The 23823-nt window shown below is 62.8% G+C and carries 21 protein-coding genes; 8 read left to right on the top strand and 13 right to left on the bottom strand.

Annotated elements, in window-relative coordinates; translation table 11 throughout:
- Positions 1 to 48 precede the first annotated feature (48 nt).
- From PBR20603_RS08555 to PBR20603_RS08545, 3 genes are all read left to right on the top strand, one after another.
- The gene (locus tag PBR20603_RS08555) at positions 49 to 945 is read left to right on the top strand and encodes a DMT family transporter (RefSeq protein WP_150559121.1); all 897 of its coding nucleotides are present in this window, start codon (positions 49 to 51) and stop codon (positions 943 to 945) included.
- 142 nt (positions 946 to 1087) lie between these two features.
- Entirely contained in the window at positions 1088 to 2278 is a 1191-nt protein-coding gene (locus tag PBR20603_RS08550; RefSeq protein WP_150559120.1) for an aminotransferase-like domain-containing protein, read from the top strand.
- A 163-nt stretch (positions 2279 to 2441) separates the two neighbouring features.
- Entirely contained in the window at positions 2442 to 2897 is a 456-nt protein-coding gene (locus PBR20603_RS08545; protein WP_150559119.1) for a RidA family protein, read from the top strand.
- A 115-nt stretch (positions 2898 to 3012) separates the two neighbouring features.
- Here the strand turns inward: PBR20603_RS08545 and PBR20603_RS08540 are convergent, their stop codons facing one another.
- Positions 3013 to 4278, bottom strand: coding sequence for an MFS transporter (locus tag PBR20603_RS08540; protein WP_150559118.1), 1266 nt, complete (start codon positions 4276 to 4278; stop codon positions 3013 to 3015).
- Positions 4279 to 4409: 131 nt separating this feature from the next.
- Here PBR20603_RS08540 and PBR20603_RS08535 point away from each other — a divergent pair, with 131 nt between their 5' ends.
- Positions 4410 to 5333, top strand: coding sequence for a LysR substrate-binding domain-containing protein (locus PBR20603_RS08535; RefSeq protein WP_150559117.1), 924 nt, complete (start codon positions 4410 to 4412; stop codon positions 5331 to 5333).
- A gap of 7 nt (positions 5334 to 5340) precedes the next feature.
- Here PBR20603_RS08535 and PBR20603_RS08530 read toward each other — a convergent pair whose 3' ends face one another.
- The 9 genes from PBR20603_RS08530 to PBR20603_RS08490 form a co-directional block, all read right to left on the bottom strand.
- The gene (locus PBR20603_RS08530) at positions 5341 to 5793 is read right to left on the bottom strand and encodes a CopD family protein (RefSeq protein WP_150559116.1); all 453 of its coding nucleotides are present in this window, start codon (positions 5791 to 5793) and stop codon (positions 5341 to 5343) included.
- A 12-nt stretch (positions 5794 to 5805) separates the two neighbouring features.
- Positions 5806 to 8142 (bottom strand): DNA topoisomerase IV subunit A, encoded by a 2337-nt coding sequence (parC, locus tag PBR20603_RS08525; RefSeq protein WP_150559115.1) that lies wholly within the window; start codon positions 8140 to 8142, stop codon positions 5806 to 5808.
- A gap of 263 nt (positions 8143 to 8405) precedes the next feature.
- Positions 8406 to 9350 carry a lytic transglycosylase domain-containing protein gene (locus PBR20603_RS08520; protein ID WP_150559114.1) on the bottom strand — a complete coding sequence of 315 codons (945 nt, stop codon included), beginning with the start codon at positions 9348 to 9350 and terminating at the stop codon, positions 8406 to 8408.
- A complete protein-coding gene (locus PBR20603_RS08515) occupies positions 9331 to 9750 on the bottom strand; it encodes a DUF4399 domain-containing protein (protein WP_174977847.1) in 420 nt (139 codons plus the stop codon). The genes PBR20603_RS08520 and PBR20603_RS08515 overlap by 20 nt, the downstream gene beginning before the upstream one ends.
- A 109-nt stretch (positions 9751 to 9859) precedes the next feature.
- On the bottom strand, positions 9860 to 11839 hold the full coding sequence (locus PBR20603_RS08510) for a DNA topoisomerase IV subunit B (RefSeq protein ID WP_150559113.1): 1980 nt from the start codon (positions 11837 to 11839) through the stop codon (positions 9860 to 9862).
- 295 nt (positions 11840 to 12134) lie between these two features.
- On the bottom strand, positions 12135 to 14066 hold the full coding sequence (gene abc-f, locus PBR20603_RS08505; protein WP_150559112.1) for a ribosomal protection-like ABC-F family protein: 1932 nt from the start codon (positions 14064 to 14066) through the stop codon (positions 12135 to 12137).
- An 85-nt stretch (positions 14067 to 14151) separates the two neighbouring features.
- On the bottom strand, positions 14152 to 14619 hold the full coding sequence (locus PBR20603_RS08500; protein ID WP_150559111.1) for a GNAT family N-acetyltransferase: 468 nt from the start codon (positions 14617 to 14619) through the stop codon (positions 14152 to 14154).
- 102 nt (positions 14620 to 14721) lie between these two features.
- Positions 14722 to 14955: a hypothetical protein gene (locus tag PBR20603_RS08495; RefSeq protein WP_150559110.1), complete on the bottom strand. Its 234-nt coding sequence runs from the start codon at positions 14953 to 14955 to the stop codon at positions 14722 to 14724.
- A gap of 556 nt (positions 14956 to 15511) precedes the next feature.
- Positions 15512 to 16027: a hypothetical protein gene (locus tag PBR20603_RS08490; RefSeq protein ID WP_150559109.1), complete on the bottom strand. Its 516-nt coding sequence runs from the start codon at positions 16025 to 16027 to the stop codon at positions 15512 to 15514.
- Positions 16028 to 16174: 147 nt separating this feature from the next.
- On the opposite strand from PBR20603_RS08490, the gene PBR20603_RS08485 reads away from it, so the two are divergent.
- From PBR20603_RS08485 to PBR20603_RS08475, 3 genes are all read left to right on the top strand, one after another.
- Positions 16175 to 16372, top strand: a complete 198-nt coding sequence (locus PBR20603_RS08485; RefSeq protein WP_150559108.1) for a hypothetical protein — start codon at positions 16175 to 16177, stop codon at positions 16370 to 16372.
- 219 nt (positions 16373 to 16591) lie between these two features.
- Positions 16592 to 18310, top strand: coding sequence for a glutamine--tRNA ligase/YqeY domain fusion protein (locus PBR20603_RS08480; protein WP_150559107.1), 1719 nt, complete (start codon positions 16592 to 16594; stop codon positions 18308 to 18310).
- A gap of 337 nt (positions 18311 to 18647) precedes the next feature.
- Positions 18648 to 19505: an urea transporter gene (locus tag PBR20603_RS08475; RefSeq protein ID WP_174977846.1), complete on the top strand. Its 858-nt coding sequence runs from the start codon at positions 18648 to 18650 to the stop codon at positions 19503 to 19505.
- A 281-nt stretch (positions 19506 to 19786) separates the two neighbouring features.
- On the opposite strand, the gene PBR20603_RS08470 is transcribed toward PBR20603_RS08475, so the two are convergent.
- The gene (locus PBR20603_RS08470) at positions 19787 to 21286 is read right to left on the bottom strand and encodes a cryptochrome/photolyase family protein (RefSeq protein WP_150559105.1); all 1500 of its coding nucleotides are present in this window, start codon (positions 21284 to 21286) and stop codon (positions 19787 to 19789) included.
- Between the two features lie 111 nt (positions 21287 to 21397).
- On the opposite strand from PBR20603_RS08470, the gene PBR20603_RS08465 reads away from it, so the two are divergent.
- Entirely contained in the window at positions 21398 to 21853 is a 456-nt protein-coding gene (locus tag PBR20603_RS08465) for a hypothetical protein (protein ID WP_150559104.1), read from the top strand.
- Between the two features lie 252 nt (positions 21854 to 22105).
- Here PBR20603_RS08465 and PBR20603_RS08460 read toward each other — a convergent pair whose 3' ends face one another.
- Complete coding sequence (locus PBR20603_RS08460) at positions 22106 to 22615, bottom strand: MgtC/SapB family protein (RefSeq protein WP_150559103.1); 510 nt, start codon at positions 22613 to 22615, stop codon at positions 22106 to 22108.
- A gap of 25 nt (positions 22616 to 22640) precedes the next feature.
- Positions 22641 to 23771 (bottom strand): DNA polymerase IV, encoded by a 1131-nt coding sequence (gene dinB, locus PBR20603_RS08455; protein ID WP_150559102.1) that lies wholly within the window; start codon positions 23769 to 23771, stop codon positions 22641 to 22643.
- Positions 23772 to 23823: the final 52 nt, after the last annotated feature.

Here is a 23823-nt window from a genome sequence, read left to right as displayed (position 1 = left end):
AACGCATGGCGGGCGGTCCACACAAAACGAGTCATACAAGGCGACATCATGAATTCGCGCGAATCCCGGGGCATGCTGATCGGACTGATCGGCGTGCTGATCTTCAGTCTGACATTGCCGATGACACGCATCGTCGTTGCAGAAGTCAACCCGCTGCTCAACGGACTGGGACGCGCGCTGGTCGCCTCAATTTTCGCGGGTGCCCTGCTCTGGTGGCGCCGTGAGCCCTGGCCTACGCTGCCGCAGCTCAAAAGCCTTGCCATTACCTCGCTGGGCGTGATCGTCGCGTTCCCCGTGTTCTCTGCTTGGGCCATGAAGACGATCCCGGCGTCGCATGGCGCGGTCGTCAACGGTTTGCAGCCGTTTTTCGTTGCGATCTACGCCTATTGGCTCGGCGGCGAGCGTCCGTCGCGCGGCTTCTGGGTCTTTGCCCTCGCTGGCAGTGCGCTGGTGATCGCGTTCGCCCTGCGTGCCGGGGGCGGCAGCCTGCACGCCGCCGACGGCCTGATGCTGCTCGCCGTGGTGATCGGTGCCCTCGGGTATGCCGAAGGCGGCAAACTCGCGCGCGAGATGGGCGGCTGGCAGGTGATCTGCTGGGCGCTCGTGGTGTGCGCACCGGTGCTGGTGTTGCCGGTGGGCTGGCTCGCGTGGCAACAACCCTGGCCCGTGAGCGGCAAAGCCTGGGGCGCATTCGCCTACGTCACCCTCTTCTCGCAGTTCATTGGCTTTTTCGCGTGGTATGCCGGTCTCGCCATGGGCGGAATCGCACGCGTGGGCCAAGTACAATTGCTTCAAATTTTCTTCACGATTGCGCTGTCCGCCCTCTTCTTCGGTGAACAGGTCGACGCAGTGACGTGGCTCTTCGCCGCTGGCGTCGTACTCACTATCGCACTCGGCAAGAACATGAAGATCGGCGCCTCGCGACTCACGGGCAAACCGGTCTGAAGGCACGTCGCGGTGCATGCGATCCCTGCACCGTAACGCACCTGCCCCCCCGGCGTTGGCGCCTGCCTTTACACACGTGGCACCCGCAACGCCTGATACTCGCGGCCGCTCAGCAAGGCCGCACTCTCAAAGCGAGACCATCATGCATGATTGGCAATATTCCGAACGTGCCCGTAATCTGACCAGCTCGGCCATTCGCGAAATTCTGAAGGTCACGGAGCGCCCCGACGTCATTTCGTTCGCTGGCGGCCTGCCCTCACCCGCCACCTTCCCCGTCGCCCAGATGCGAGCCGCCGCCGAGCGCATACTGACCGAATCGCCCCAAGCGGCCCTGCAATACAGCGCCACCGAAGGCTTTGCACCGCTGCGCGAGTGGATCGCGAAGCGCTACTCGCGCGACGGCCTGACGCTCGTCCCCGAGAACGTGCTGATTACTACGGGCTCGCAACAGGGCCTCGACCTGATCGGCAAGATCTTTATCGACGAAGGCAGCCGCGTGCTGGTGGAAGCCCCGAGCTATCTGGGCGCGCTGCAATCGTTCTCGCTGTTCGCGCCGAAATACGTGCCGGTGCCAACCGACGACCACGGCTTGCTGCCCGAGGCGCTCACGCCGGACATCGTCAATGGCGCACGCTTTCTGTACGCCATGCCGAACTTCCAGAACCCGACCGGACGCCGCCTGCCGATGGCGCGCCGTGAGGCACTGGCGGCCGTTGCCAAGCGCGACGGACTGGCGATCATCGAAGACGATCCGTATGGCGAACTCGACTACGAAGGTCAGCGCTTGCCCAGTCTCATGTCGCTCGCACCGGAGCATGTGCTGTATATGGGTTCGTTCTCGAAGGTGCTCGCGCCGGGACTGCGGCTCGGCTTCGTCATCGGCCCGCAGGCAGTGATCGCCAAGCTCGTGCAGGCCAAACAGGCCGCCGACCTGCACACGCCGAGCCTCACGCAGCGCATCGTGTACGAAGTCGTGAAGGATGGCTTCCTCGACACGCACATCCCGTCGATCCGCACGCTCTATGCCGCGCAAGCCAAGGCGATGCTCGCCTCGCTGGCAAAGCACATGCCGGCCAATGCCACCTGGACCACGCCGGCCGGCGGCATGTTCATCTGGTTGACATTGCCCGCCGGCATCGACACCATGCATTTGCTGGAAAAAGCGATTGCGCAGAATGTGGCGTTCGTGCCCGGCGCGCCGTTCTATGTCGGCACGCCGCAATCGAATACGCTGCGGCTGTCATTTGTCACCGTGCCGCCCGAGAAGATCGAGGCGGGCGTTGCGCGCCTGGGCGCCCTCGTGGCCGACGCGCTCACGCGCCGCGCTGCCTGATCCGTCAGCCCCGTCTGTCTGCTGCACCTGTGGTATCTGCCGGCCTGAGACGGATTCGGGCCGGCCATTGAGGGCGCCTGACGCCAGTCGCCACACCGGCATCACACCGATCTATCAGACCGATCGATCGGTCCGATTCAACGCATTTGCAAGGAAGCTGCACATGTCCGTCTACGACAAACTGAAGCAACTGGGTATTGAACTGCCGAGCGCCGGCGCCCCCGCTGCCGCCTACGTGATGAGCGCACAAACCGGCAATACCGTGTTCCTTTCGGGCCATCTGCCGAAGAAAGACGGCAAGATCTGGACCGGCAAGCTCGGCAAGGACGTAAGCGTCGACGAGGGCAAGGCTGCCGCGCGTGCCGTCGCCATCGAATTGATCGCCACGCTGCACGCTCACACGGGCGACCTGAACAAGGTCAAACGCATCGTGAAGCTGATGAGCCTCGTCAACTCCACACAGGAATTCACCGACCAGCATCTGGTGACGAACGGCGCGTCGGAACTGATCGCAGAAGTGTTCGGCGACGCCGGCAAGCATGCGCGTTCGGCCTTTGGCGTCGCGCAAATTCCGCTGGGAGCGTGCGTCGAAATCGAGCTGATCGCCGAACTCGCGTAACGGCAACGTGGCATGAGGCAAGCCGCGTTGCGGTCTTCCTCCTGTACCAAACGACAACAGCCACCCTTGGGTGGCTGTTGTTTTACGGGCGCAAGGTGGGCGTCGGCCGCGTAAATCAGACGGGCTTTGCGCTGCCGTAAGCGCGGCGCATGGCAATCGCAACGGCAAGCGACAGCACGACCGCGACAGCGAGCAACGCCACGACACCGTGCCAGCCGTGCGATTTGAGCATCACGCCGGAGTAGCTGCCCAGCAGGCTGGAGCCCAGATAGTAGAAGAACAGATACAGCGCCGAGGCAATCGCGCGCCCTTGCGTCGCGCGGCGCCCTACCCAACTGCTGGCGACGGTATGCGCGCCGAAGAAGCCGAAGGTGAAAATCGCCAGACCGGCCACCACGCCCAGCACCTGCGAGCAGAGCATGGTGAGGAGGCCCACGAGGGACAATGCGACCAGCACCCACAGCAGACGGGGACGCCCCACGCGATCGGACAGCGGCCCGGCGATGAACGAGCCGACCACGCCGATCAGATACATCGCGAAGATCGCGCCAATCGCTGCGTGCGGCAGATGGAACGGCGGTGCGGACAGATGAAAACCCAGATAGTTGTAGACGCTCACGAAGCTGCCCATCATTAGCCCGGCGAACAGATAAAGCCCCAACAGCGCCGGATCGCCCAAATGGCGACGCGCATGGCCAAGCGCCTCGCTCACCGACATGTGACGCGGGGTAAAGCGGCGTGAATGCGGCAGGCTGCGAGCGAACTCCAGCCCCATCGCCAGACACACCAGCCCGATCACCGCGACCGACACGCGCCACGAGAACATGTCCGCCACGAACGCGGCAAGCACGCGTCCAGCCATGCCGCCCAGAATGTTGCCTCCGATGTACAGCCCCATCGACATGCCGAGCGAGCGCTGATCGATCTCCTCGCTCAGATACGCCATCGCGATAGCCGGCAATCCGGAGAGCGCCAGCCCCTTGAGTGCGCCGAGAATCACAACGGTCTCGAAGTTGGTCGAAAAGGCACTCGCGAGCGTGAGCACCGACGAACTGAGCAGCGCGATCGTCATCATGCGCTTGCGGCTCACACGATCTGCTGCGACGCAGGTCACCAGCAGCCCCAACGCCATCATCATCGTGGCCGCCGAAACCGACCAGCTCGCCTGCGCTGGTGTGATGCCGAACGTTGTCGTCAGCAGCGGCAACAGCGACTGCATGCAATACAACTGCGCAAACGTCGAAAATCCGCCAAAAAAGAGCGCCCGGCTGATAACCGCATACTCGGGTGTGCCGCGTGCGACACCCGACGGGAGCCTGGGCTCAGACGCACTTGCGGCCGGCAGGCCGTTAGGAACAGGAAGGGAGTTCGTTGATGCCATGATGCTGGCCCGCTTCGCGCGAACCCAGGGTGAAATGTGTAAAACGCATCATAGGTTTGCCCTTACCCCACGTCCAATATATATTTAAGCTGTTTTTCTATATATAAAACAGATAAATCCAGGGCCGACAAATGGAACTGCGTCATCTCCGTTACTTCGTCACTGTCGCTGAAGAGTTGCATTTCAGCCGTGCCGCGCAGAAGCTCAATATCGGGCAGCCTCCGCTCTCCATGCAGATCCGTGCGCTGGAGGAAGAGCTTGGCGTACCGCTTTTCGAGCGCTCGCAACGGCGTGTCTTTCTGACCACCGCCGGACGCGCATTCCTCGTGCGAGCGCGTCAGATCCTCGCCGATGCCGACGCGGCTCGTCAGGAGGTGCAGCAAATTGCGGGGCTCGATGCCGGGGAGTTGCGCATCGCGTTCACGACCTCCGCACCGATGACGAATCTGATGAAACGCGTGCTCACCGGCTATCGGCAGCGTTATCCGCGCGTGACGCTGACGCTGAGCGAATCCCCGTCGGAACGGCAGCGCGACGCACTCGCCGAGCGCACACTCGACATTGGTCTGTTGCGTCAGGCGGAAGATGCGCCGCCCGTGGCGGGGTTGAGTTTCGAGACGTTGATTGACGAAGCGCTGGTTGTGGTCCTGCACCAGGGTCACGCGCTGTCAGGACGCAGGAGCCTGTCCATTGCGGATCTGGCCGGCGAAGCGTTCATCATGCATCCGCACGACGTCGGCACGGCCGTCGACGGGAAAATCCGGCGAATGTGCGAGCGCGCGGGATTTACGCCGCGCGTCGTGCAGGAAGCGCGCGAGTCGACGACGATCGTCGCACTCGCGGCAAGCGGGCTGGGGGTTGCGGTACTCCCCGCCGCCGTGCAATGCATCCGGATCGAGGGGGCATGCTTCATGGATCTCAGCGAGCCCGATGCCCATACCCCCCTGCTGCTGGCCAAGCGTCACGACGACGCCAGCCCGCTGGTGCAAGCGTTCGTCGCGATGTGCCACGAAGTGGCGGGCAGTCTTCATGAGACGAACCAGCCAGCAGGCTGACGCGGGGTTAACCGCGTAGCGAAGCCGCGAGACCGATGACGACAATGCCCAACACGAGGTTGAGAATCACTAGCCTGCGGATGCGATTGACGGCCGCCGCACCGTCCGGCCACGACTGCGCCTGCACCGCGCGTTGCAGGCGCGGGAACAGTGCGAAGCGAATGTGACCGAAGACGAGCATCATCAACACACCGATCCCTGCCATCGCATGCACGGGCCAACGGGCGTGCAGACCGCCCATCCCGAGCATCATGTGACCGCCAGACAGCAAGATCACCACGATCGCGACGCCCACCCACGTGAAAAAGCGCGTGAGCGCCGCCTCCCATAACGGCAGGCGTTGCTGCGGCGAGAGTTCGGACGACGCAGGCCGCAGACAGGCCAGCGCAAAGAACATCCCCCCCATCCACAGGGCCACGCTCACCAGATGCAAAAACAGGCTAAAGGCGTAAACGCTCATGCGTGACTCCCGTCAGGATGCCGAAGGCGCGGCCGGCAACACCGGCGCGAGCGAACGCGGTTTGAATGTGGCGAACTTGACCGCGGGCGAGCGTCCCTTGCGCGCACGCTTGCCGATGTTCGGTGCCAGCGATGCGCCCGACAGCGTCTCGGACTGAACCTTGCCGCCGCGAACTTCACCGTACACCGTGACGCCAGCTTCGCTGATCGGCACGGCCGACACCAGCGTCTGCTTGTCGTCGAGCCCGATCAGCGTGACACCGCGTCCGCCGCCGGTGAGCGACTTCATTTCGTCCATGCCGAACACGAGCAGACGGCCGTCGCTCGACAGGCAGGCGACTGCGCTCGCGCCCTGCCAGATCGGGGTCGGAGCCAGCGGCTCGGCACCGTCGTCGATGGTCATGAACGACTTGCCGGCCTTCACCCGGCTAACCATATCGCCGAGCTTCGTGGTGAAGCCGAAGCCTGCCGAGGTGGCCAGCAACAACGGCTGCTCGCCCGATGCCGCGTAGTAGTGCAGCAAGCGCGAGCCCGACTCCAGTTCGATCAGCGATGTGAGCGGTACACCGTCGCCGCGGCCGCCCGGCAGTTGCGCCACCGCCACCGAATAGACGCGGCCATTGCTGCCCCAGGCGATCAGCGGATCGACGGTGCGGCATTCGAACGCGCCGTAAAGGGCGTCCCCCTGCTTGAACGAAAAGCCCTGTGCATCCAGACCGTGGCCCTTGAGGGCGCGCACCCAGCCCTTGGCAGACACCACCACTGTCACCGGCTCATCGACCACACGTGCTTCGGCGACCGCACGCTTTTCTTCCTGAATCAGCGTGCGGCGATCGTCGCCGAACTGCTTCGCGTCGGTTTCGATTTCCTTGATGATCAAACGCTTCATCGTGCTGTCGTTGGCGAGCAACTCTTCGAGCTTTGCCTTCTCGTCGCGCAACGAAGCCAGTTCCTGTTCGATCTTGATCGCTTCCAGACGCGCCAACTGACGCAGGCGGATTTCCAGAATGTCTTCCGCCTGACGCTCGCTCAACCGGAACGCGCTCATCAGCGCGGCCTTCGGTTCGTCTGACTCGCGAATGATGCGAATGACCTCGTCGATATTCAGGAAGACGATCATCCGGCCTTCGAGAATATGAATTCGGTCGTTGACCTTGCCCAGGCGATGGCGCGAGCGGCGCGTGACCGTCTCGAAGCGGAATCCGATCCACTCGGTGATGATGTCGCGCAACGACTTTTGCGCCGGGCGCCCATCGGCACCAACCATGACGAGATTGACCGATGCGCTCGACTCCAGGCTCGTGTGCGCGAGCAGCATCGTGATGAACTCTTGCTGGTCAACGCGGCTCGACTTCGGCTCGAACACCAGCCGCACGGGCGCGTCCTTGCCTGATTCGTCGCGAACCGTGTCGAGCATGCCAAGCACTGACTGCTTGAGGTTCTGCTGTTCCGGTGTGAGCGTTTTCTTGCCGAGCTTGACCTTAGGATTGGTGATTTCCTCGATTTCCTCGAGCACCTTCTGACCCGAGGTGTTCGGCGGCAGCTCGTACACCACCGCTTGCCACTGACCGCGCGCCATCTCTTCGATCTTCCAGCGCGCACGCACCTTGAGACTGCCGCGGCCGCTTTCGTAGGCGGCACGAATTTCGGACGCGCTCGAAATCAACTGGCCGCCGCCCGGGAAGTCAGGGCCCTGCACGTACGTCATCAACTCTGCGTCGTCGAGCTTCGGGTTGCGAATCAGGGCGACGGCCGCCGACGCGACTTCGCGCAGATTGTGCGACGGAATTTCCGTTGCCAGACCCACGGCAATGCCCGACGCCCCATTGAGCAGCACGAACGGCAGGCGGGCCGGCAACAGCCGCGGCTCTTCTGTCGAGCCATCGTAGTTCGGCACGAAGTCCACCGTGCCCGCATCGATCTCGTCGAGCAGCAGTTTCGCGATAGGCGTCAGACGCGCTTCGGTGTACCGCATGGCCGCCGCGCCGTCGCCGTCGCGCGAGCCAAAGTTGCCCTGACCGTCGATGAGCGGATAGCGCATCGAGAAATCCTGCGCGAGACGCACCAAAGCGTCATAGGCGGACTGGTCACCGTGCGGGTGAAACTTGCCAAGCACATCGCCGACCACGCGCGCCGACTTCACCGGCTTGGCATCGGCCGCGAGGCCCATTTCGTTCATCGCGAACAGAATACGGCGCTGCACCGGCTTCTGGCCGTCGCAGACATCTGGCAGTGCACGGCCTTTGACCACGCTAATCGCGTAGTCCAGATAAGCGCGCTCGGCATACGCGCCGAGCGTCAGCGTGTCGTCATCCGACGGTTGCGTAAAGAGATCTTCTGCTTGTTCCATAAAACCTGTGGGTTTGCTGCGAACGTTTGACGAGAGTTCGGGTGGACGTTGACCGCGAGATCATACCAAGCTCGTCGGCACATTTCGGCAAAAACACGTCCGATTGACAAAGCGAGACGTGATTTCGGCGGCAAGGAGACGGGAATCCGGAGGACTCTGCTTCTGTTTCGGATGAATCCGAGCGTCAGGACTGCGGGAATCGACATGCGACGGCGCCGCCACTGCACTTGCGACAACGGTCACGGCACTGACGAAACGGGGTCTCAGTCAGTCGACGGCGCGGAAGACAGTGCCCTTGGCGCCGAATCACGTGTCGACGCGTTCGGCATGGTAGCAGGCACGACGGGCAGGCCGGACGGCGCTCCCAGAATGACGTGAATACGGCCGTCGCGCGAACCGCTCACGCGGGCGCGGCCGACTTGTCCCGCATCACCGCTCGCCCGGATCAGACCACCGCCGGGCGCAGCGTCCAGTGCGCCGGGATGGAAGCGGCGATAGAGCTCGAGCACGGCAGCCACGTAGTCACGGGTCTCCGCATATGGCGGGATCTGGTCGGCATGACGTGCCACGGCGCCCTCACCGGCGTTGTAGGACGCCAGGACAAGCTCGAGACGATCGGGATAACGTGCTTGCAGATCACGCAAATAGCGCGCCCCGGTCAGAACGTTGATACGCGGATCGGTGAGCTTGTCAGCGACCGTGCGCCTCGCGTCGGCACGCACGCCGTAGCGCTCGCCGGTGGCCGGCAACACCTGCATCAGGCCGACGGCCCCCTTGGGCGACACCGCCGCGCTGTCGAATCCCGACTCTGCCGCGATGACTGCCTTGAGCAACGCCGCATCCACCTGAAAACGCTGCGCCGCCTGTGCAATCACAGGTGCCAGTTTTTTCAGATTGGGATGACGTGCGAGGGCGTCGTACAGACGCGAGCGATCTGCACCGCTGACGACACCGCTCTGCGGTGCGCGCAGACCGGCATTGCCACCCGCCCCGACGACCAGACGGTAACGCGCGTCGAGCTTGCGCGCCGCCAGATGGGCGACGCCGTTCTCGTCGACGTAACCGTAGAGTTCGGCGTGCGCAAACGGCGTCGCGAAAAGCAGCGCGACCGCCAGCGCAGACCCTGCAAAATTGCGCAGAGAGAACGCTCGGCGCAGCGCTCGAATGCGATCCGCCGTCGAAACTTCGTTATTGCTGACCTTTGACATGCACCTTGATCGTCTGGCTCATGGCCGGACCGTACGACTGGTGCGCACCGTTGGCGAACTGCATCGTCAACGTGTGATCACCCGGTGTCAGATTGACGGTCGTCTCGGTCTGGCCTTTGCCAAAATGCAGGTGCGCGTCGTCGGTGGGTACGACCTGACCTGCCGGAATGGTATCGCCGTCGATGATGAGGTGGTGGTGACCGGTGTTCGGCGTCATATCGCCCGCCGGCTTGATCTCCATTCCCTCGACGCCGAACTTGACCACTACCGGGTTCGAAACCGTTGCACCGTTAGCGGGGGCAACGAAGAAGACGCGCGGCTGAGCCGACTGTGCCAAAGCGGTAAGGCTTGCGCCTGCAAGCAGCAACGGCACGAAAATGCAACGCATGGAACGCAACATAACGCGACTCCCGGTAGGGTGGAGGTTGGATTATCCCACTATGAGAGCGCTCACGCTGGCCTGCCCATGCGCGAGGCTCCCGCCATTGGAACGACGCCTGCTCAGTCGCTCAGATGTCGGCTTCCACTTCATTGCCCTTGGCCTCGAGCCAGCTGCGCCGCTGCGCCGCTTCGCCCTTGCCCATGAGCATGTTCATCCGCGCCACGGTCGCGTCGAAATCGAGGCCGCCGAGCGCCACGGGGCTCAACCGGCGAGTGTCGGGATTCATGGTGGTTTCCCACAACTGTGCCGCGCTCATTTCTCCCAGCCCCTTGAAGCGGCTGATCGACCATGCGGATTCTCGCACGCCATCCTTGCGCAGCTTGTCGAGAATCGCCTCGAGTTCGCCTTCGTCAAGCGCGTAGAGCTTCTGCGCGGGCTTCTTGCCACGTGCCGGTGCGTCCACGCGATAGAGCGGCGGACGTGCCACGTACACATGCCCCTTCGCGATCAACTGCGGGAAATGCCGGAAGAACAGCGTGAGCAGCAACACCTGAATGTGCGAACCATCAACGTCGGCATCCGAGAGGATACAGATCTTGCCGTAACGCAGATTCGACAGATCCGGCGTATCGTTCGCGCCGTGCGGATCAACACCGATGGCCACGGCAATATCGTGCACTTCGTTGTTCGCGAAGAGCCTGTCGCGCTCGGTTTCCCAGGTGTTGAGGACCTTGCCGCGCAGCGGCAGAATCGCCTGGAATTCCTTGTCGCGGCCCATCTTCGCTGAGCCGCCCGCCGAGTCACCCTCGACCAGGAACAGTTCGTTACGCGTGATGTCTTCGGTCTCGCAATCGGTCAGCTTGCCCGGCAACACGGCCACACCCGAGCTCTTCTTCTTCTCGATCTTCTGGCCGGCGCGCGTACGCGCCTGCGCCTGGCGAATCACCAGTTCAGCGAGCTTCTTGCCATGCTCGACGTGATGGTTGAGCCACAGTTCGAGCGCAGGACGCGTGAACGACGACACGAGACGCACCGCGTCGCGGCTGTTCAAACGTTCCTTGATCTGTCCCTGGAATTGCGGATCGAGCACCTTCGCAGACAGCACGAACGACACCCGTGAGAAGACATCCTCGGGCAGCAGCTTCACGCCCTTAGGCTGGAGATTATGCAGTTCGATGAAACCACGCACGGCCTGAAACAGCCCTTCGCGCAACCCCGATTCGTGGGTGCCGCCAGCCGGCGTCGGGATCAGGTTGACGTACGACTCACGCACCGGCGCGCCATCTTCGGTCCATGCCACGACCCACGCCGCGCCCTCGCCTTCGGCGAAACTGTCTTCGTTGCCATCGGCAAAACGCTCACCTTCGAACAGCGGAATGAGCGGTTCGGCACCGCCCAGCGATTCGACCAGATAGCCGCGCAGACCGTGTTCATAGAACCACGTCTGCTCTTCGCCGTTCTTCTCCTGCCGCAACGTGACACGCACGCCCGGCAACAGCACGGCCTTCGATCGCAGCAGACGTTGCAGCTCACCCAGCGGCAGTGCGGGGCTGTCGAAGTACTTCGTGTCCGGCCAGACAGTGACACGCGTGCCGCTCTTCTTCTCGCCGCGCTGTGTCGCGCGCGAATGCAGCGCCACATCGACGTTACCGCCATCGGCGAATTCGAGTTCGGAGACCTGGCCATCGCGCCAGACCGTCACGGCAAGCCGGGTCGCCAGTGCGTTCGTCACCGACACGCCAACGCCGTGCAAACCGCCGGAGAAGGTGTAGGCGCCGCCGGCAGCCTTGTCGAACTTGCCGCCTGCATGCAGACGCGTAAACACGATTTCGACGACCGGTACGCCCTCTTCCGGATGGATACCGACGGGAATGCCCCGGCCGTCATCCTCGACACTCACCGAACCATCCTTGTTCAGCGTGACGAGAATCTGCTTGCCGAAACCGCCAAGCGCTTCGTCGGACGCGTTGTCGATGACTTCCTGAATGATGTGCAGCGGATTTTCGGTGCGGGTGTACATGCCCGGGCGTTGCTTGACCGGCTCAAGGCCCTTCAGGACCTTGATGGACGCTTCGCTGTATTGGGCAGGCGTATTTTTTTTCGACATAGCGTGACTGAATTGGGGTACGACGCCCTGCAATTATCCACATATCCTGTGGACAACCACGGGGAAAACCCATTAACACATGACAAAAGTGACGCCGGATCAACGACTTGAGTTGCGGCGCCCACATAATGGGCACTCTGAGCGCGCCCAATGCCCGGCATGGGTGGTCCGGGGGTGAGCCGCGCCTGATGAATTGCGGCCTATTGTACTGTCACTCGCGACGCGATCGAATGACAGCCCCCGCCGGCCCCAACAATGCGGCCGGACATCAAGCCGCGCGCCGTTGCGCCGGCACTTACGCGCTCTCGCCGCGCTGCTTGGCCTCGAGGACTTCCCAGCGTTCGAGCGCTTCGAGCAACTCCAGTTCAATGGCCTCGAAACGTTCGGACAACGCCGCCCCGGCGGCCGGATCTTTCACAAAGATCGAACCATCTTCGATCTTCGCTGCGGCGTCCTTTTGTTCCGTTTCCAATGCGGCGATGCGCTCCGGCAGGCCATCGAGTTCTCGCTGCTCCTTGTAGCTCAGCTTGACGGTGCGATTAGCGCTGCGCTTCGGTGCGCTGGGCGCTTCCTTTGCTGCGTCGTCGGCCGGTGCGCGCTGCGCGGCAAGCGCAGCAGAGCGGTCGCTCTGCACCTGCCAGTCGGTGAACCCGCCGACATACTCGCGCCAGTTGCCGTCGCCTTCTGCGGCGATGACCGAGGTCACCACGTTATCCAGGAACGTGCGGTCGTGACTCACGAGGAAGACCGTGCCGCTGTATTCCTCGAGCAGTTCTTCGAGCAGTTCGAGGGTCGGAATGTCCAGATCGTTGGTCGGTTCGTCGAGCACCAGCACGTTGGCCGGACGCGCGAACAATCGGGCCAGCAGCAAACGGTTTCGCTCGCCGCCCGACAGCGACTTCACCGGTGAACGGGCGCGCTCCGGCGAGAACAGAAAGTCACCGAGATAGCTCATGACGTGCTTGCGCACGCCGCTGATTTCGATCCAGTCGCTGCCCGGGCTGATCGTGTCGAGCAGACTCTTCTCGGGATCGAGTTGCGCGCGCATCTGATCGAAATACGCTACCTGAAGATTGGTGCCGACGCGAATCTGTCCGCTATCCGGCGTGATCTCGCCGAGGATGAGCTTGAGCATCGTCGTCTTGCCGACGCCGTTCGGGCCGACGAGACCGACCTTGTCGCCGCGCATGAGGGTCGCCGTGAAGTCACGCACGATGACTCGGCCGCCGTACGACTTCGTGACATGGGTCAGTTCCGCCACGATCTTGCCGGACTTCTCGGCCTGCGCCACATCCATGCGCACGTTGCCTTGAATTTCACGACGCTCGGCGCGCTCGTTACGCATCGTCTTCAAGCGCTCGATACGAGACACGCTGCGCGTGCGGCGCGCTTCGACGCCCTTACGAATCCACACCTCTTCCTGCGCGAGCAGCTTGTCGAACTTCTCGTTTTCCACCCGCTCGACTTCGAGCTGTGCGGCTTTGCGTTCCTGGTACTGCGTGAAATTACCGGGGTACGAGAGCAAACGTCCGCGATCGAGTTCGACGATGCGTGTGGCGACACGGTCGAGGAAGCTGCGATCGTGGGTGATGAACAGCAGCGCGCCGCGATAGCCGATGAGCAGATCTTCGAGCCAGCGGATCGCGTCGAAATCGAGGTGGTTGGTCGGCTCGTCGAGCAGCAGCACGTCGGGTTTGGCCACCCACGCCTGCGCAAGCGAGACGCGTTTTTGCATCCCGCCGGAAAGCGCGCCGACGCGGGCGTGTCCGTCGAGCCCAAGCTGCGCGATGGTCGTCTCGACACGAGTCTTGACCTGCCAGGCGTCAGCGGCGTCGAGCGACGACTGCAACGTATTGAGACGCGCGAGCAGTGCATCGTGCTCGGCGCCATCGGGGGCGTCGGCAAGCGCTTCAGCCGTGCGATCGTAATCGGAGAGCAGCACATGCAAATCACCCAGGCCGAGCGCGACGGCGTCGAAAACCGTCTGATCGGCATCGAATTCGGGTTCCTGCGGCACGTAGACCGTATTGAGTCCGGCCTGACGGGCAACCAGCCCGTCGTCAGGCACCGTTAACCCCGCCACGATCTTGAGCAGCGACGACTTACCTGCGCCATTGCGCCCGATAAGCCCGACGCGCTCACCGGCTTCGAGCGAAAAATCGGCATTGTCGAGCAATGCCACGTGACCGAACGCCAGTTGGGCGCCCGTGATGGAATACAAGGCCATGAGTCGGGAAACGGGAGAACTGCGATGGGAGGTATTGTAGTGCCGGGCACGAAAGCCCGGCCGATATTGCACTGCTATGGCACTGTCATTGCGCTGCGGGCGCTCGCAGCATTTCGATATGCAAGATGCCGTCTTCGTCATACGGCTCGCTGGCCTTAACGAACCCGAACGCGCCATAAAACGCTTCGAGATGCGCTTGAGCCCCGATGCGCAGTGCAGCCGACGGCCATTGCACCTCGGCAATGGCAACCGCCCGGGCCAGCAACTCGCGCCCGAGTCCGGTACCGCGATGCGACGACGCCGTAATCACACGGCCAATCGACGCTTCGTCGTAGGCAAGTCCCGGCGGCAGCAGGCGCAAATACGCAGCAATCTGTGGCTGATCCGACGCATCGCGCACTTGCGCGACGAGATGCAGGCTATGGGGATCGCGTCCGTCGATGTCCTGATAGGGGCACTGTTGCTCGACCACGAACACGGCATTTCGCGCCGCCAGAATACGGTAAAGCAGAGGGCTGCCCAACGCATCGAACGACTTGCACATCCATTCCATTCCCGACTCTCCAGCCTCGCGTTGCGAAAGGCGGGACTATAGCACCGTCGCAACGCGACGATGCCAGCATCGCGCACAGGGAATGAACTGGGGGAATCAGACTTACTGGTAGTAGACGATGCCCTGCTCGATGTCGGCACGGGCATTGCGCTCGGCGTCATCCAGGGCATAGCCTTGCGTAGCAAAGCCGTAGGCGCTCTGAACCTGGTAGGCACCCACTTTTTCCATCCCTTGGTTGGTCGGGCGATGAATCTCGTAGAACGCGTCCCAACGGGCGTTGTCACGCTCCACTGCACGAACGCTGTACTGGAATTCCTGGTATTGCGATGTTTTCATTTTGTATCCTTCTTACTGCATAAAATTTGACTAATAACTATCCCTCTCGAATCGGCTTACGGTGATGAGAGTGCAGATTTGCACAAATGTTTCCGTGAAGTGCACGCAGCCTATCTGTCCAATGTGACAAACACGCGACATTCGCGTGACTGACACGAGACAGACGACACTGCTGAACGCTGCATGCGGCGCAAGACCTCATGCACACCGTCAATGCGCAACGTAAGGCGCAATGGGGGCGTTCTGTGTACGACTTCCTGTTTCGGGGAACGATGCACTGCCGCCCGGTCGGGGGCGGCGGCAAGAACGTTGGTCACGTGGAATCGCGCCAATCATTCAGGGTGACATGCGATAGCACGGTTGCGCGGCACATGTGTAGTGATAATCGTGCCACACGCTGGCTATCTCCGGACGGGGTCTGAACCTGCCCGGCAATTCATGCCACGGATGACTGCACCCTATTGATTCCGAAAATGACGGAAAAACGAGTGCAGTTGGCGAATGATAACAGAAAAATGCTGCACATGCACCAAAGCAGCCCCGCCGAAAACGATGGCTAGGACGTCGCCGTACGCTCGTCAATTTGGGCCAGCACCCAGTACATATAGCCCGCGAACGCGCCGAAGATCACGTGCCCGGCCAGCATCGTCCAGCCACGCGACTCGATGAACCACGGGAACAACTGTGTCATCACGTAGAAATTGACGGCGTATACGACCAGTCCGAAGACCGCGCCCGCGACCGACACCGTGACCACGTCAGAGTCAAGCCGGAAGGGCGCGATGATGGCGCCGAGCACCACGCCCAGCACGACGCCGATGGCCGCATGGACCATGAGTGCCATGGCAACGATGGAAAGGTCGAACGTGGCAGGCTGCGACACAATGCCCGGCCCCAGCACGATGGCAGCGACCATCCGGGGTGGCACCCACGGGCTCTGGCCTGAGACCAGCAGCACCATGAGCATTTCCACCGCAGAGAAGAACGCGCAGGCGACAAAGCCGGCGACGGCGGCGGCCACCCAGTCGGGCGAGCGGTGCGTGTAGCGATGCGAGTGGAGGTGCAGTTCCATGATGTCCTCCCTTGAGGGTTACTCACAGGCCGCCGGCAGCACCGGCAGTCTTTTCAGGATAGAACAATCCGGGCGCTGCGACGGCGGGCCGGCACTATATACTTGGCGTCACGGCCCGCCGCCGGCGGGACTTTCGGGAGATATCGTATGTCCAGTCTTATTGGCTTGCTCGTCGCTATCGTGCTCGTTGGGGTTCCCGTCTGGCGCATTCTGACCCGGCTCGGCCTGTCGCCATGGTTCACGATACTGGCCTTTATCCCGGTCGTGAACATCATTTCTCTGTGGCTGCTCTCCTATGCCAACTGGCCGGGACAACGCTCCGCGGTCCAGGTACCGAACATGTAAACGCCACGCGCCGGTGTTGCGCGTCCGCGAGGCACCGGCCGCCCCCTCTGCGCCCCAGACCGCTCCCGTCCGGTCGCGCCAGCCCCACGTCCCGACCCAAACCTCTTGGCGATTCCTGCCTCGCCGCAGCCCCCAGACGCCGGGTTGCCGCGCGAACGCTCGCCCGTGGTGCAATGCGGTACGGTAGAATATTCGCCAAACTCCGAACACTGGACAGGCATGAGCACAGAGCTGAACGCGGCATCCAACTTCATCCGCAACATCATTGACGAAGACAATCGCTCGGGCAAATGGGGCCAGCGCGTCGAAACGCGCTTCCCGCCGGAGCCGAACGGCTATCTGCACGTCGGTCACGCGAAGGCCATCTGCGTGAACTTCGGCATAGCGCGCGACTACGATGGCGTGTGCCATCTGCGCTTCGACGACACCAACCCCGAGAAGGAAGACACCGAATACGTCGACTCGATCATTGAAATGGTCAAGTGGCTCGGTTTCAGCTACGAGACACCGCAGAAGGAACACCTCTACTTCGCGAGCGACTACTTCGAACAGCTCTATCAGGGCGCCGAGATCCTGATCCAGCGCGGCAAGGCGTACGTCGACAGCCAAAGCGCCGACGACATGCGCGCGAACCGTGGCACGCTCACCGAGCCGGGCAAGGATTCGCCGTTCCGGAACCGCTCGGTCGACGAGAACCTCGATCTGTTCCGTCGCATGCGCGCGGGCGAGTTCGCCGACGGCACGCACGTGCTGCGCGCCAAGATCGACATGTCCTCGCCGAACATCAACCTGCGCGACCCGGCCATCTACCGTATCCGTCACGCACATCACCATCGTACGGGTGACGCCTGGTGCCTCTACCCGATGTACACCTACGCGCACCCGCTCGAAGACGCTATCGAGAACATCACGCACAGCCTGTGCACGCTGGAGTTCGAAGATCAGCGTCCGTTCTACGACTGGGTGCTGGGCGAGCTGGCCGATGCGGGCATGTTCACGCGTCCGATGCCGCAACAGATTGAGTTTGCGCGTCTGCAACTGACTTACGCCATCACCAGCAAGCGCAAGCTGCGCCAGTTGATCGACGAAAAGCATGTCGACGGATGGGACGATCCGCGCATGCCCACGCTCGTCGGTTTGCGCCGCCGGGGCTTCTCGCCGGAAAGCCTGCAATTGTTCTGCGATCGCATCGGTGTCGCGAAGTCGGCGTCGTGGATCGACATGAGCATTCTCGAGCAAGCCCTGCGCGACGATCTCGACCCGAAGGCGCCCCGCGCGACGGCAGTGCTCGATCCGCTCAAGCTCATCATCGACAACTACCCGGAAGGCAAGCAAGAAGACTGTCAGGCCCCCGTGCATCCGCACTTCCCCGAGCGTGGCATGCGCACGTTCCCGATCTCGCGTGAGCTGTGGATCGAGCGCGAAGATTTCCAGGCCGAGCCGGTGAAGGGCTTCTTCCGTCTGTTCCCGGGCAACAAGGTGCGTCTGCGCTATGGTTACGTGGTGGAGTGCACGGGCTTCGATACCGATGCCGAAGGCAACGTCACTGCCGTGCATTGCAACTACTTCGAAGACAGCCGTTCGGGCACGCCGGGCGCGGACAATTACAAGGTCAAGGGCAATATCCACTGGGTGAGTGCGCTGCATGCCATCGCCGCCGAGGTGCGCATCTACGACCGCCTGTTCCTCGATCCGAATCCGGACGCCGGCGACAAGAACTTCCTCGACGCCATCAATCCGAATGCCAAGCGTGTCACGCAAGCCTTTGTCGAACCGGGTCTGATGAACATCGCACCGGAAGAACGCGTGCAGTTCGAGCGTCATGGCTACTTCGTCGCCGATCGCTACGATTCGACACCGGGCAAGCCGGTGTTCAACCGCAGCGTGTCGCTCAAGGATAGCTGGGCAGTCAAGCCGGCCAAGGGCGGCGGCAAGTAATCGTCCCATCGCCATCATCGCCGAACAGAACCCGCGCCTTCGTGCGCGGGTTTTGCTTTTCCAGACCCGCCGGAAGCGACGGCTTCAGACCAAATACCGACTATAACGAGCCGAGCCGCCCGGACACGCCGGTTCGGCGTAAGCTCGCGCCCATCGCTCCCGTGCCGTATGGGCTGTTCAGGTCCATTGAGGCACCCTCACGTCGCGAATCCACTGCCAAATTCACCCGAGTCGCTGCTGTCTGTCCATGCCAATGCCTCGTTCCTCGCCCCTGCCGGCATCAATCGCGGTACCCGCATCACAGGCTCCGCAGCACGCTTCGAATGCGCGCAGCCGGGTGATCGACGAGCTTCACGGCGCAGCCGCAAACTTCGCACAGATCTACTTCATCCCGTCGGCAGGCATCGGCGTGCTGCTGCTCGCCGTGCTAGCCCTCGCCGACTTGCCTGCGGCGATTTTGGGGCTGGCCGCCAGCGTGGCGGCGTCTTGTCTGTCGATCGTGCTGCGGCTGCCGCGCGACCAACGGCGCAGCGGGTTATCAGGGTATAACGCCGCGTTGACCGGCCTTGCGTTCGGTGCCCTGTGGCAACCCGATATCGCACTCCTCGCGTGGCTGGCGGTGGGTGTCTGCCTGACCGTCTTCGCGACGGCCATACTCACGCGCTACAGGCTCCCGGCCCTGACAGGCCCGTTCGTGGGTGTCATGGCGCTCACCTTGGCCGCGCAGCCCTGGCTCACGTTGTCACCGCGCGCCGGGGCGCTCGCATGCGACGCGGGCACACCCGGTTTCGTCTTCTGCTCGGTGGGGCAAGTCATCTTCGTGACCCCACTGGTACTGGGCCTGCTCACCTGGTACGTGCTCGCGCTCTGGAATGCGCGCGCCACGTTGTGGGCACTGGCAGCAGGTATCGCGGTATGGTTGTGCCTCACCGCCCTGGCGACGGTATGGCCTGCGATGGCAGGGCAAGCCGGCGGTATTGGCGTCAATGCATTTCTTGCAGCATTGGGATTGGGCGTATTCGCGCGCCGCCCTGCCCTGTGCTTCGCCGGTGCCGTTCTGGCCAGCGTCATCTGCATCGCCCTCGGTCAAGCGCTCGGTTCGCTGGGCTGGCCGTACTTCACGCTGCCGTTCAATCTGGCGGTCTGGGTCGTACTAGGCGCAACCGCTCAAGGCCGGCAGCACGATTCCCCATAAAAAAATGCCCGGAACGCTGACGCTCCGGGCACTCGCTCATCGCTAACCCCGTGTGGTGAAGCTGCCGTCTGTGCGGCCAAGGATTTTTCAGCTTCTCCGTGTGGTTTTGGCCTGCCCTCGCTCGTTGCCGAGCACTTCTCGTTCTTGTACTGCTTCCTCCCTGACGCCCGCTAACGCCCCCCGACGTTGCGAACCGCTACCGAAGCCCAGGCCCTCTGGTGTGCCTTACCCGTATCAACGGTCAAACGTGAAAAAAGTTGACCGGGGTATACACCGATCTTTCATCCGGCAGCGTTCCCGTCTTCGCCACGCTGACCGGAGACGGCCGGCGTCTTCACGACGGCGTATCGCGCGAGCGTCTCGTTACGTGCCACATCGTGGGCAACTAGCGGCTGCGGATAGTCGTGTCCCAGCGTCACTTTGGCGTCGAGCAGCACCTGAGCATCGGCTCGCCAAGGCGCGTGCAGGGCCTTATCGGGTAAATTGGCCAGCTCCGGCACATACTTCCGGATGAAGCGCCCCTGCGGGTCGAACTTCTCCGACTGCGTCACCGGATTGAAAATACGGAAATACGGCTGCGCATCGCACCCGGTGGACGCGGCCCATTGCCAGCCACCGTTGTTCGCCGCCAGATCGAAATCGTTGAGGGCCCGCGCAAAGTACGCCTCTCCCCGTCGCCAATCAATGCCCAGATCCTTGACGAGAAAGCTCGCCGTGACCATGCGAAGACGGTTGTGCATGTAGCCCGTCTGGTTGATCTGCCGCATGGCCGCATCGACCAACGGATACCCCGTACGCCCCTCGCACCAGGCTTGAAAATTCGCGTCGGCGTCTTTGCCCGAGGCCCATTCGATGGCGTCGTACGCCGGCTTGAATGCCTTGCCGACCACGGCCGGATGATGATGCAGGATCATGAAATAGAACTCGCGCCAGATCAGTTCGCTGAGCCACGTCTGGGCGCCGCTGCCGGCGTCGCCGCCCCGCAGCATGGCCGCGTGAGCTTCGCGGGCCAGCGTGCGGATCGAGATCGTGCCGAAACGCAGATGCACCGACAGATAGCTTGGCCCGCGCACCGCAGGGTAGTCGCGTCGCTCGTGGTAATGCGCCATTCGCGGCAAAAAATCGTCCAGCAATTGGCGAGCACCGGACTCTCCGGCCGAGATCGCAATCCGGCGGGCTTCCGGCACGTCGAAACCCAATGAGGCGAGCGAGGGAAATGCCCCAGTGCCATTCGGTGGCGCGGCCAGATGTTGCAGGTCACGCTCACGCCCGTGAGGCGCCAGATCGACGGGCCGCACCTGCTTCAACCATGCCCGCTGGTAGGGCGTGAACACGCTGTAAGGCTCGCCCTGCGCCGTGAGAATCTCGCTGGCCTCGAAGATCACCTGATCCTTGACGGTCTCGAATACGATGTCGAGCTCGTTAAGCGAGCGCGCCACCGAGCGATCACGCGCTACGGCAGCAGGCTCGTAGTCTCGCCCGGCAAAGACGGCCTGAACGCCAAGCGACTTCGCCAGCGAAGGAATCTCTGCGGCGGGATCCCCGTGAAGCACGATCAGTGCGCCCCCGGCCTCCTCGAGGGTGCTCGCCAACGCCGCAACACTGTCGTGAATGAAAGCGACACGGCGATCGTCGGGCGGCAAATCCCCGAGAATCGTCGTATCGAAAACGAACGCGACATACACCTCGCGGCACGTGGTAAGCGCCTGCGTCAGCGTTGCGTTGTCCGTGCAGCGCAGATCGCGCCGCAGCCATACCAGCCCTTTTTGGAATTCGCTCATGTCAGATTGGCGCGACACCTGCGCGCCGCTATCGGTTGATTCGGGACGAATGCGTCAAATCCCGTACCATAGCGACATCGCAGACTTTATGCCATCGGCGTCGATTACCTCATGACTCGGAAGTTTCTGAATTTGACCCGCGGCCGCACTGCGGTACCGGCCCTGTTCTGCGTCGCGGCCACCCTGCTTGTCACTGGCTGCGCCACCCCGTCGAAACCGACCGCCGCGCCTGCGGCGACGCGTCCTGCCGCCCCCGACGCCGCCACCTTGCGTGAGCGACATCTGGCAGCCGCAGACGCTGCCGCCGACCAGTACCGTACGTGCCTTTACGGCCACGTCGCGCGCTATATCAATCTCGTGCCCGATCCCGTCCGTCTGGCGGACGAAGCGGCCACCGAGTGCGCGCCGATCACCGAGCGGTTCCACCGTGAACGGCAGGCTGCGATTGTGACGTACACCTCAGCAACCGACGCCGCGCAGCAAGCCGATGCCGCCACGCTCGCGCTTCAGACCGACGGCCTGCGGGTCGCGCGTGCGCGCGCCACGGAACTGCGCGCCATACGCTGAGTGTCCGCCTGATCGCGCGGCAGGTCTACGTAGTCCCCCTGACGTGCTTTCCCTAATCGGGCAAGCCCCGATTGGCGCGCGACACGTCGCTGACCAAAATGAAATCGCCCTCTTACGTCCTTTTGGGGGTACTGCGACAACGTCATTTGCCCGCTTCGGCGGGCATTTTTCTTCGGTATCCGCAGGGTTATTCCCGTGACTTCCAGGACGAGGAGGCGGCGATGTGCATCTTCTGCAGACGCTGGATGGACGTTACTTGCCGTCGCGCTCACGCGGCCCCGGCGCGTCCCCGTCAGACGAAGGCGCCGGCGGCTCGTCGTGCCCCAGCCAGCGGTGTGCGAGCGCTTCGATGCGCCCGCCGAGCGCCAGCACGATAAGCATCAGCACCATCGCCACGAGTGCGATATGCCAGCGGCCCAAACCGCAAATAATGCCGACCCCTGTCGTACTCCATAACGCTGCCGCCGTGGTGAACCCATGCACCGACGCGCCGTGACTCGGACGGATGATGCAACCCGCACCGAGAAAGCCGATGCCGGCAACGATGCCCTGTATCACTCGGCTGACCGACGATTCGTCATAGGTCAGCGACGACCCGTGAAACGGCACGACCGCCAGCACGAACAACGCCGAGCCGAACGACACGATCGCCAGCGTTCGCAAGCCGACCGACTTGTGATGCAGATTTCGATTGAGCCCGACCAGGCCGCCAAGAATCAACGCCGCTGTGAGACGCAATGTGACTTCGATGCTCTCCGCCATCCTTCAACCCGCTCGCCTGTGCGATCTATGTCTGTGATGCCGCATTATCGCCCGGCGGCGGCGCGGTCGGCGAGGTGCCGTCACCCCAGTCGTCGAACAGCCGTAACTGACGTGCAGCCTGGGCTTCCAGCAACCGGACGCCGACGCCCATCAGGCGAACCGGCCGGCGTTTGCGGCCAACCGCCTCGGCCAGCAACTGCCGGCATTGCCCGGGGTCGACCCCCAGTGCACCGGCTTCGGCCGTCGTGCGGGAGAAATCGGCAAAGCGGATCTTGACGAAGATTTTGGCGACGGCCAGCGGTTCGCTGCGACGTGCCCGTTCGATGCGCTCGAATAACTGGCGAAGCAGCGGTTCAAGCGCCGTCTCGCATTCGGCGAGCGTGCGCAGGTCACGCGTGTAGGTCGTCTCGACACTGATCGATTTCCGCTCGCGGTCCGGGCTCACTTCACGCGTGTCGATGCCACGGCAACGCTCGAACAGGCGCTGACCGAACACGCCGAAGCGCTCGGTGAGATCGGCTATCGAGTGACTTCGCAAATCGCCGCACGAATCCACGCCGAGCGCGCGGAGCTTCTCCGCCGTCACCTTTCCCACGCCAAACAGACGCTCGACCGGCAGGACAGCCACGAAGGCATCCACTTCGGCAGGCTTCACGACGAACATGCCGTCGGGCTTGCGCCAATCGCTGGCGATCTTGGCGATGAACTTGTTGGGGGCGACCCCCGCCGAGACGGTCAACCCGACCTCGGCAGCAACACGTGCGCGAATCTCGCGCGCGATCAACGTCGCCGAGCCATCGCAATGCTCGCTGTCTGTGACATCCAGATACGCTTCGTCCAGCGAGAGCGGTTCAACCAGATCCGTATAATCGCGATAGATCGCCATGATGCGTCGCGACGCTTCCTGATACCGGCTCATCGTGGGGGGAATGATGCGCAACTCGGGACACAGCTTGATCGCCTGAGCCGACGGCATCGCGGAGCGCACGCCAAAGGCGCGTGCCTCGTAATTGCACGTGGCTACCACGCCTCGCTGATCGGGCTGGCCGCCGACGGCCAGCGGAATTCCTCGCAGCGACGGATCATCACGCATCTCGACAGACGCGTAGAAGCAGTCGGCATCGCAGTGAATGATCTTGCGCGTTGAGGATGACATGGCGGGCGGCGAAAACACTGTGCAAATATACAGCATTTGCACAACATTTGCG

The organism is Pandoraea bronchicola (assembly GCF_902459805.1).
Taxonomy (GTDB): domain Bacteria; phylum Pseudomonadota; class Gammaproteobacteria; order Burkholderiales; family Burkholderiaceae; genus Pandoraea; species Pandoraea bronchicola.
Note: the sequence above shows the minus strand (reverse complement) of the source record. Positions and strands in the feature narration are given on the sequence as shown.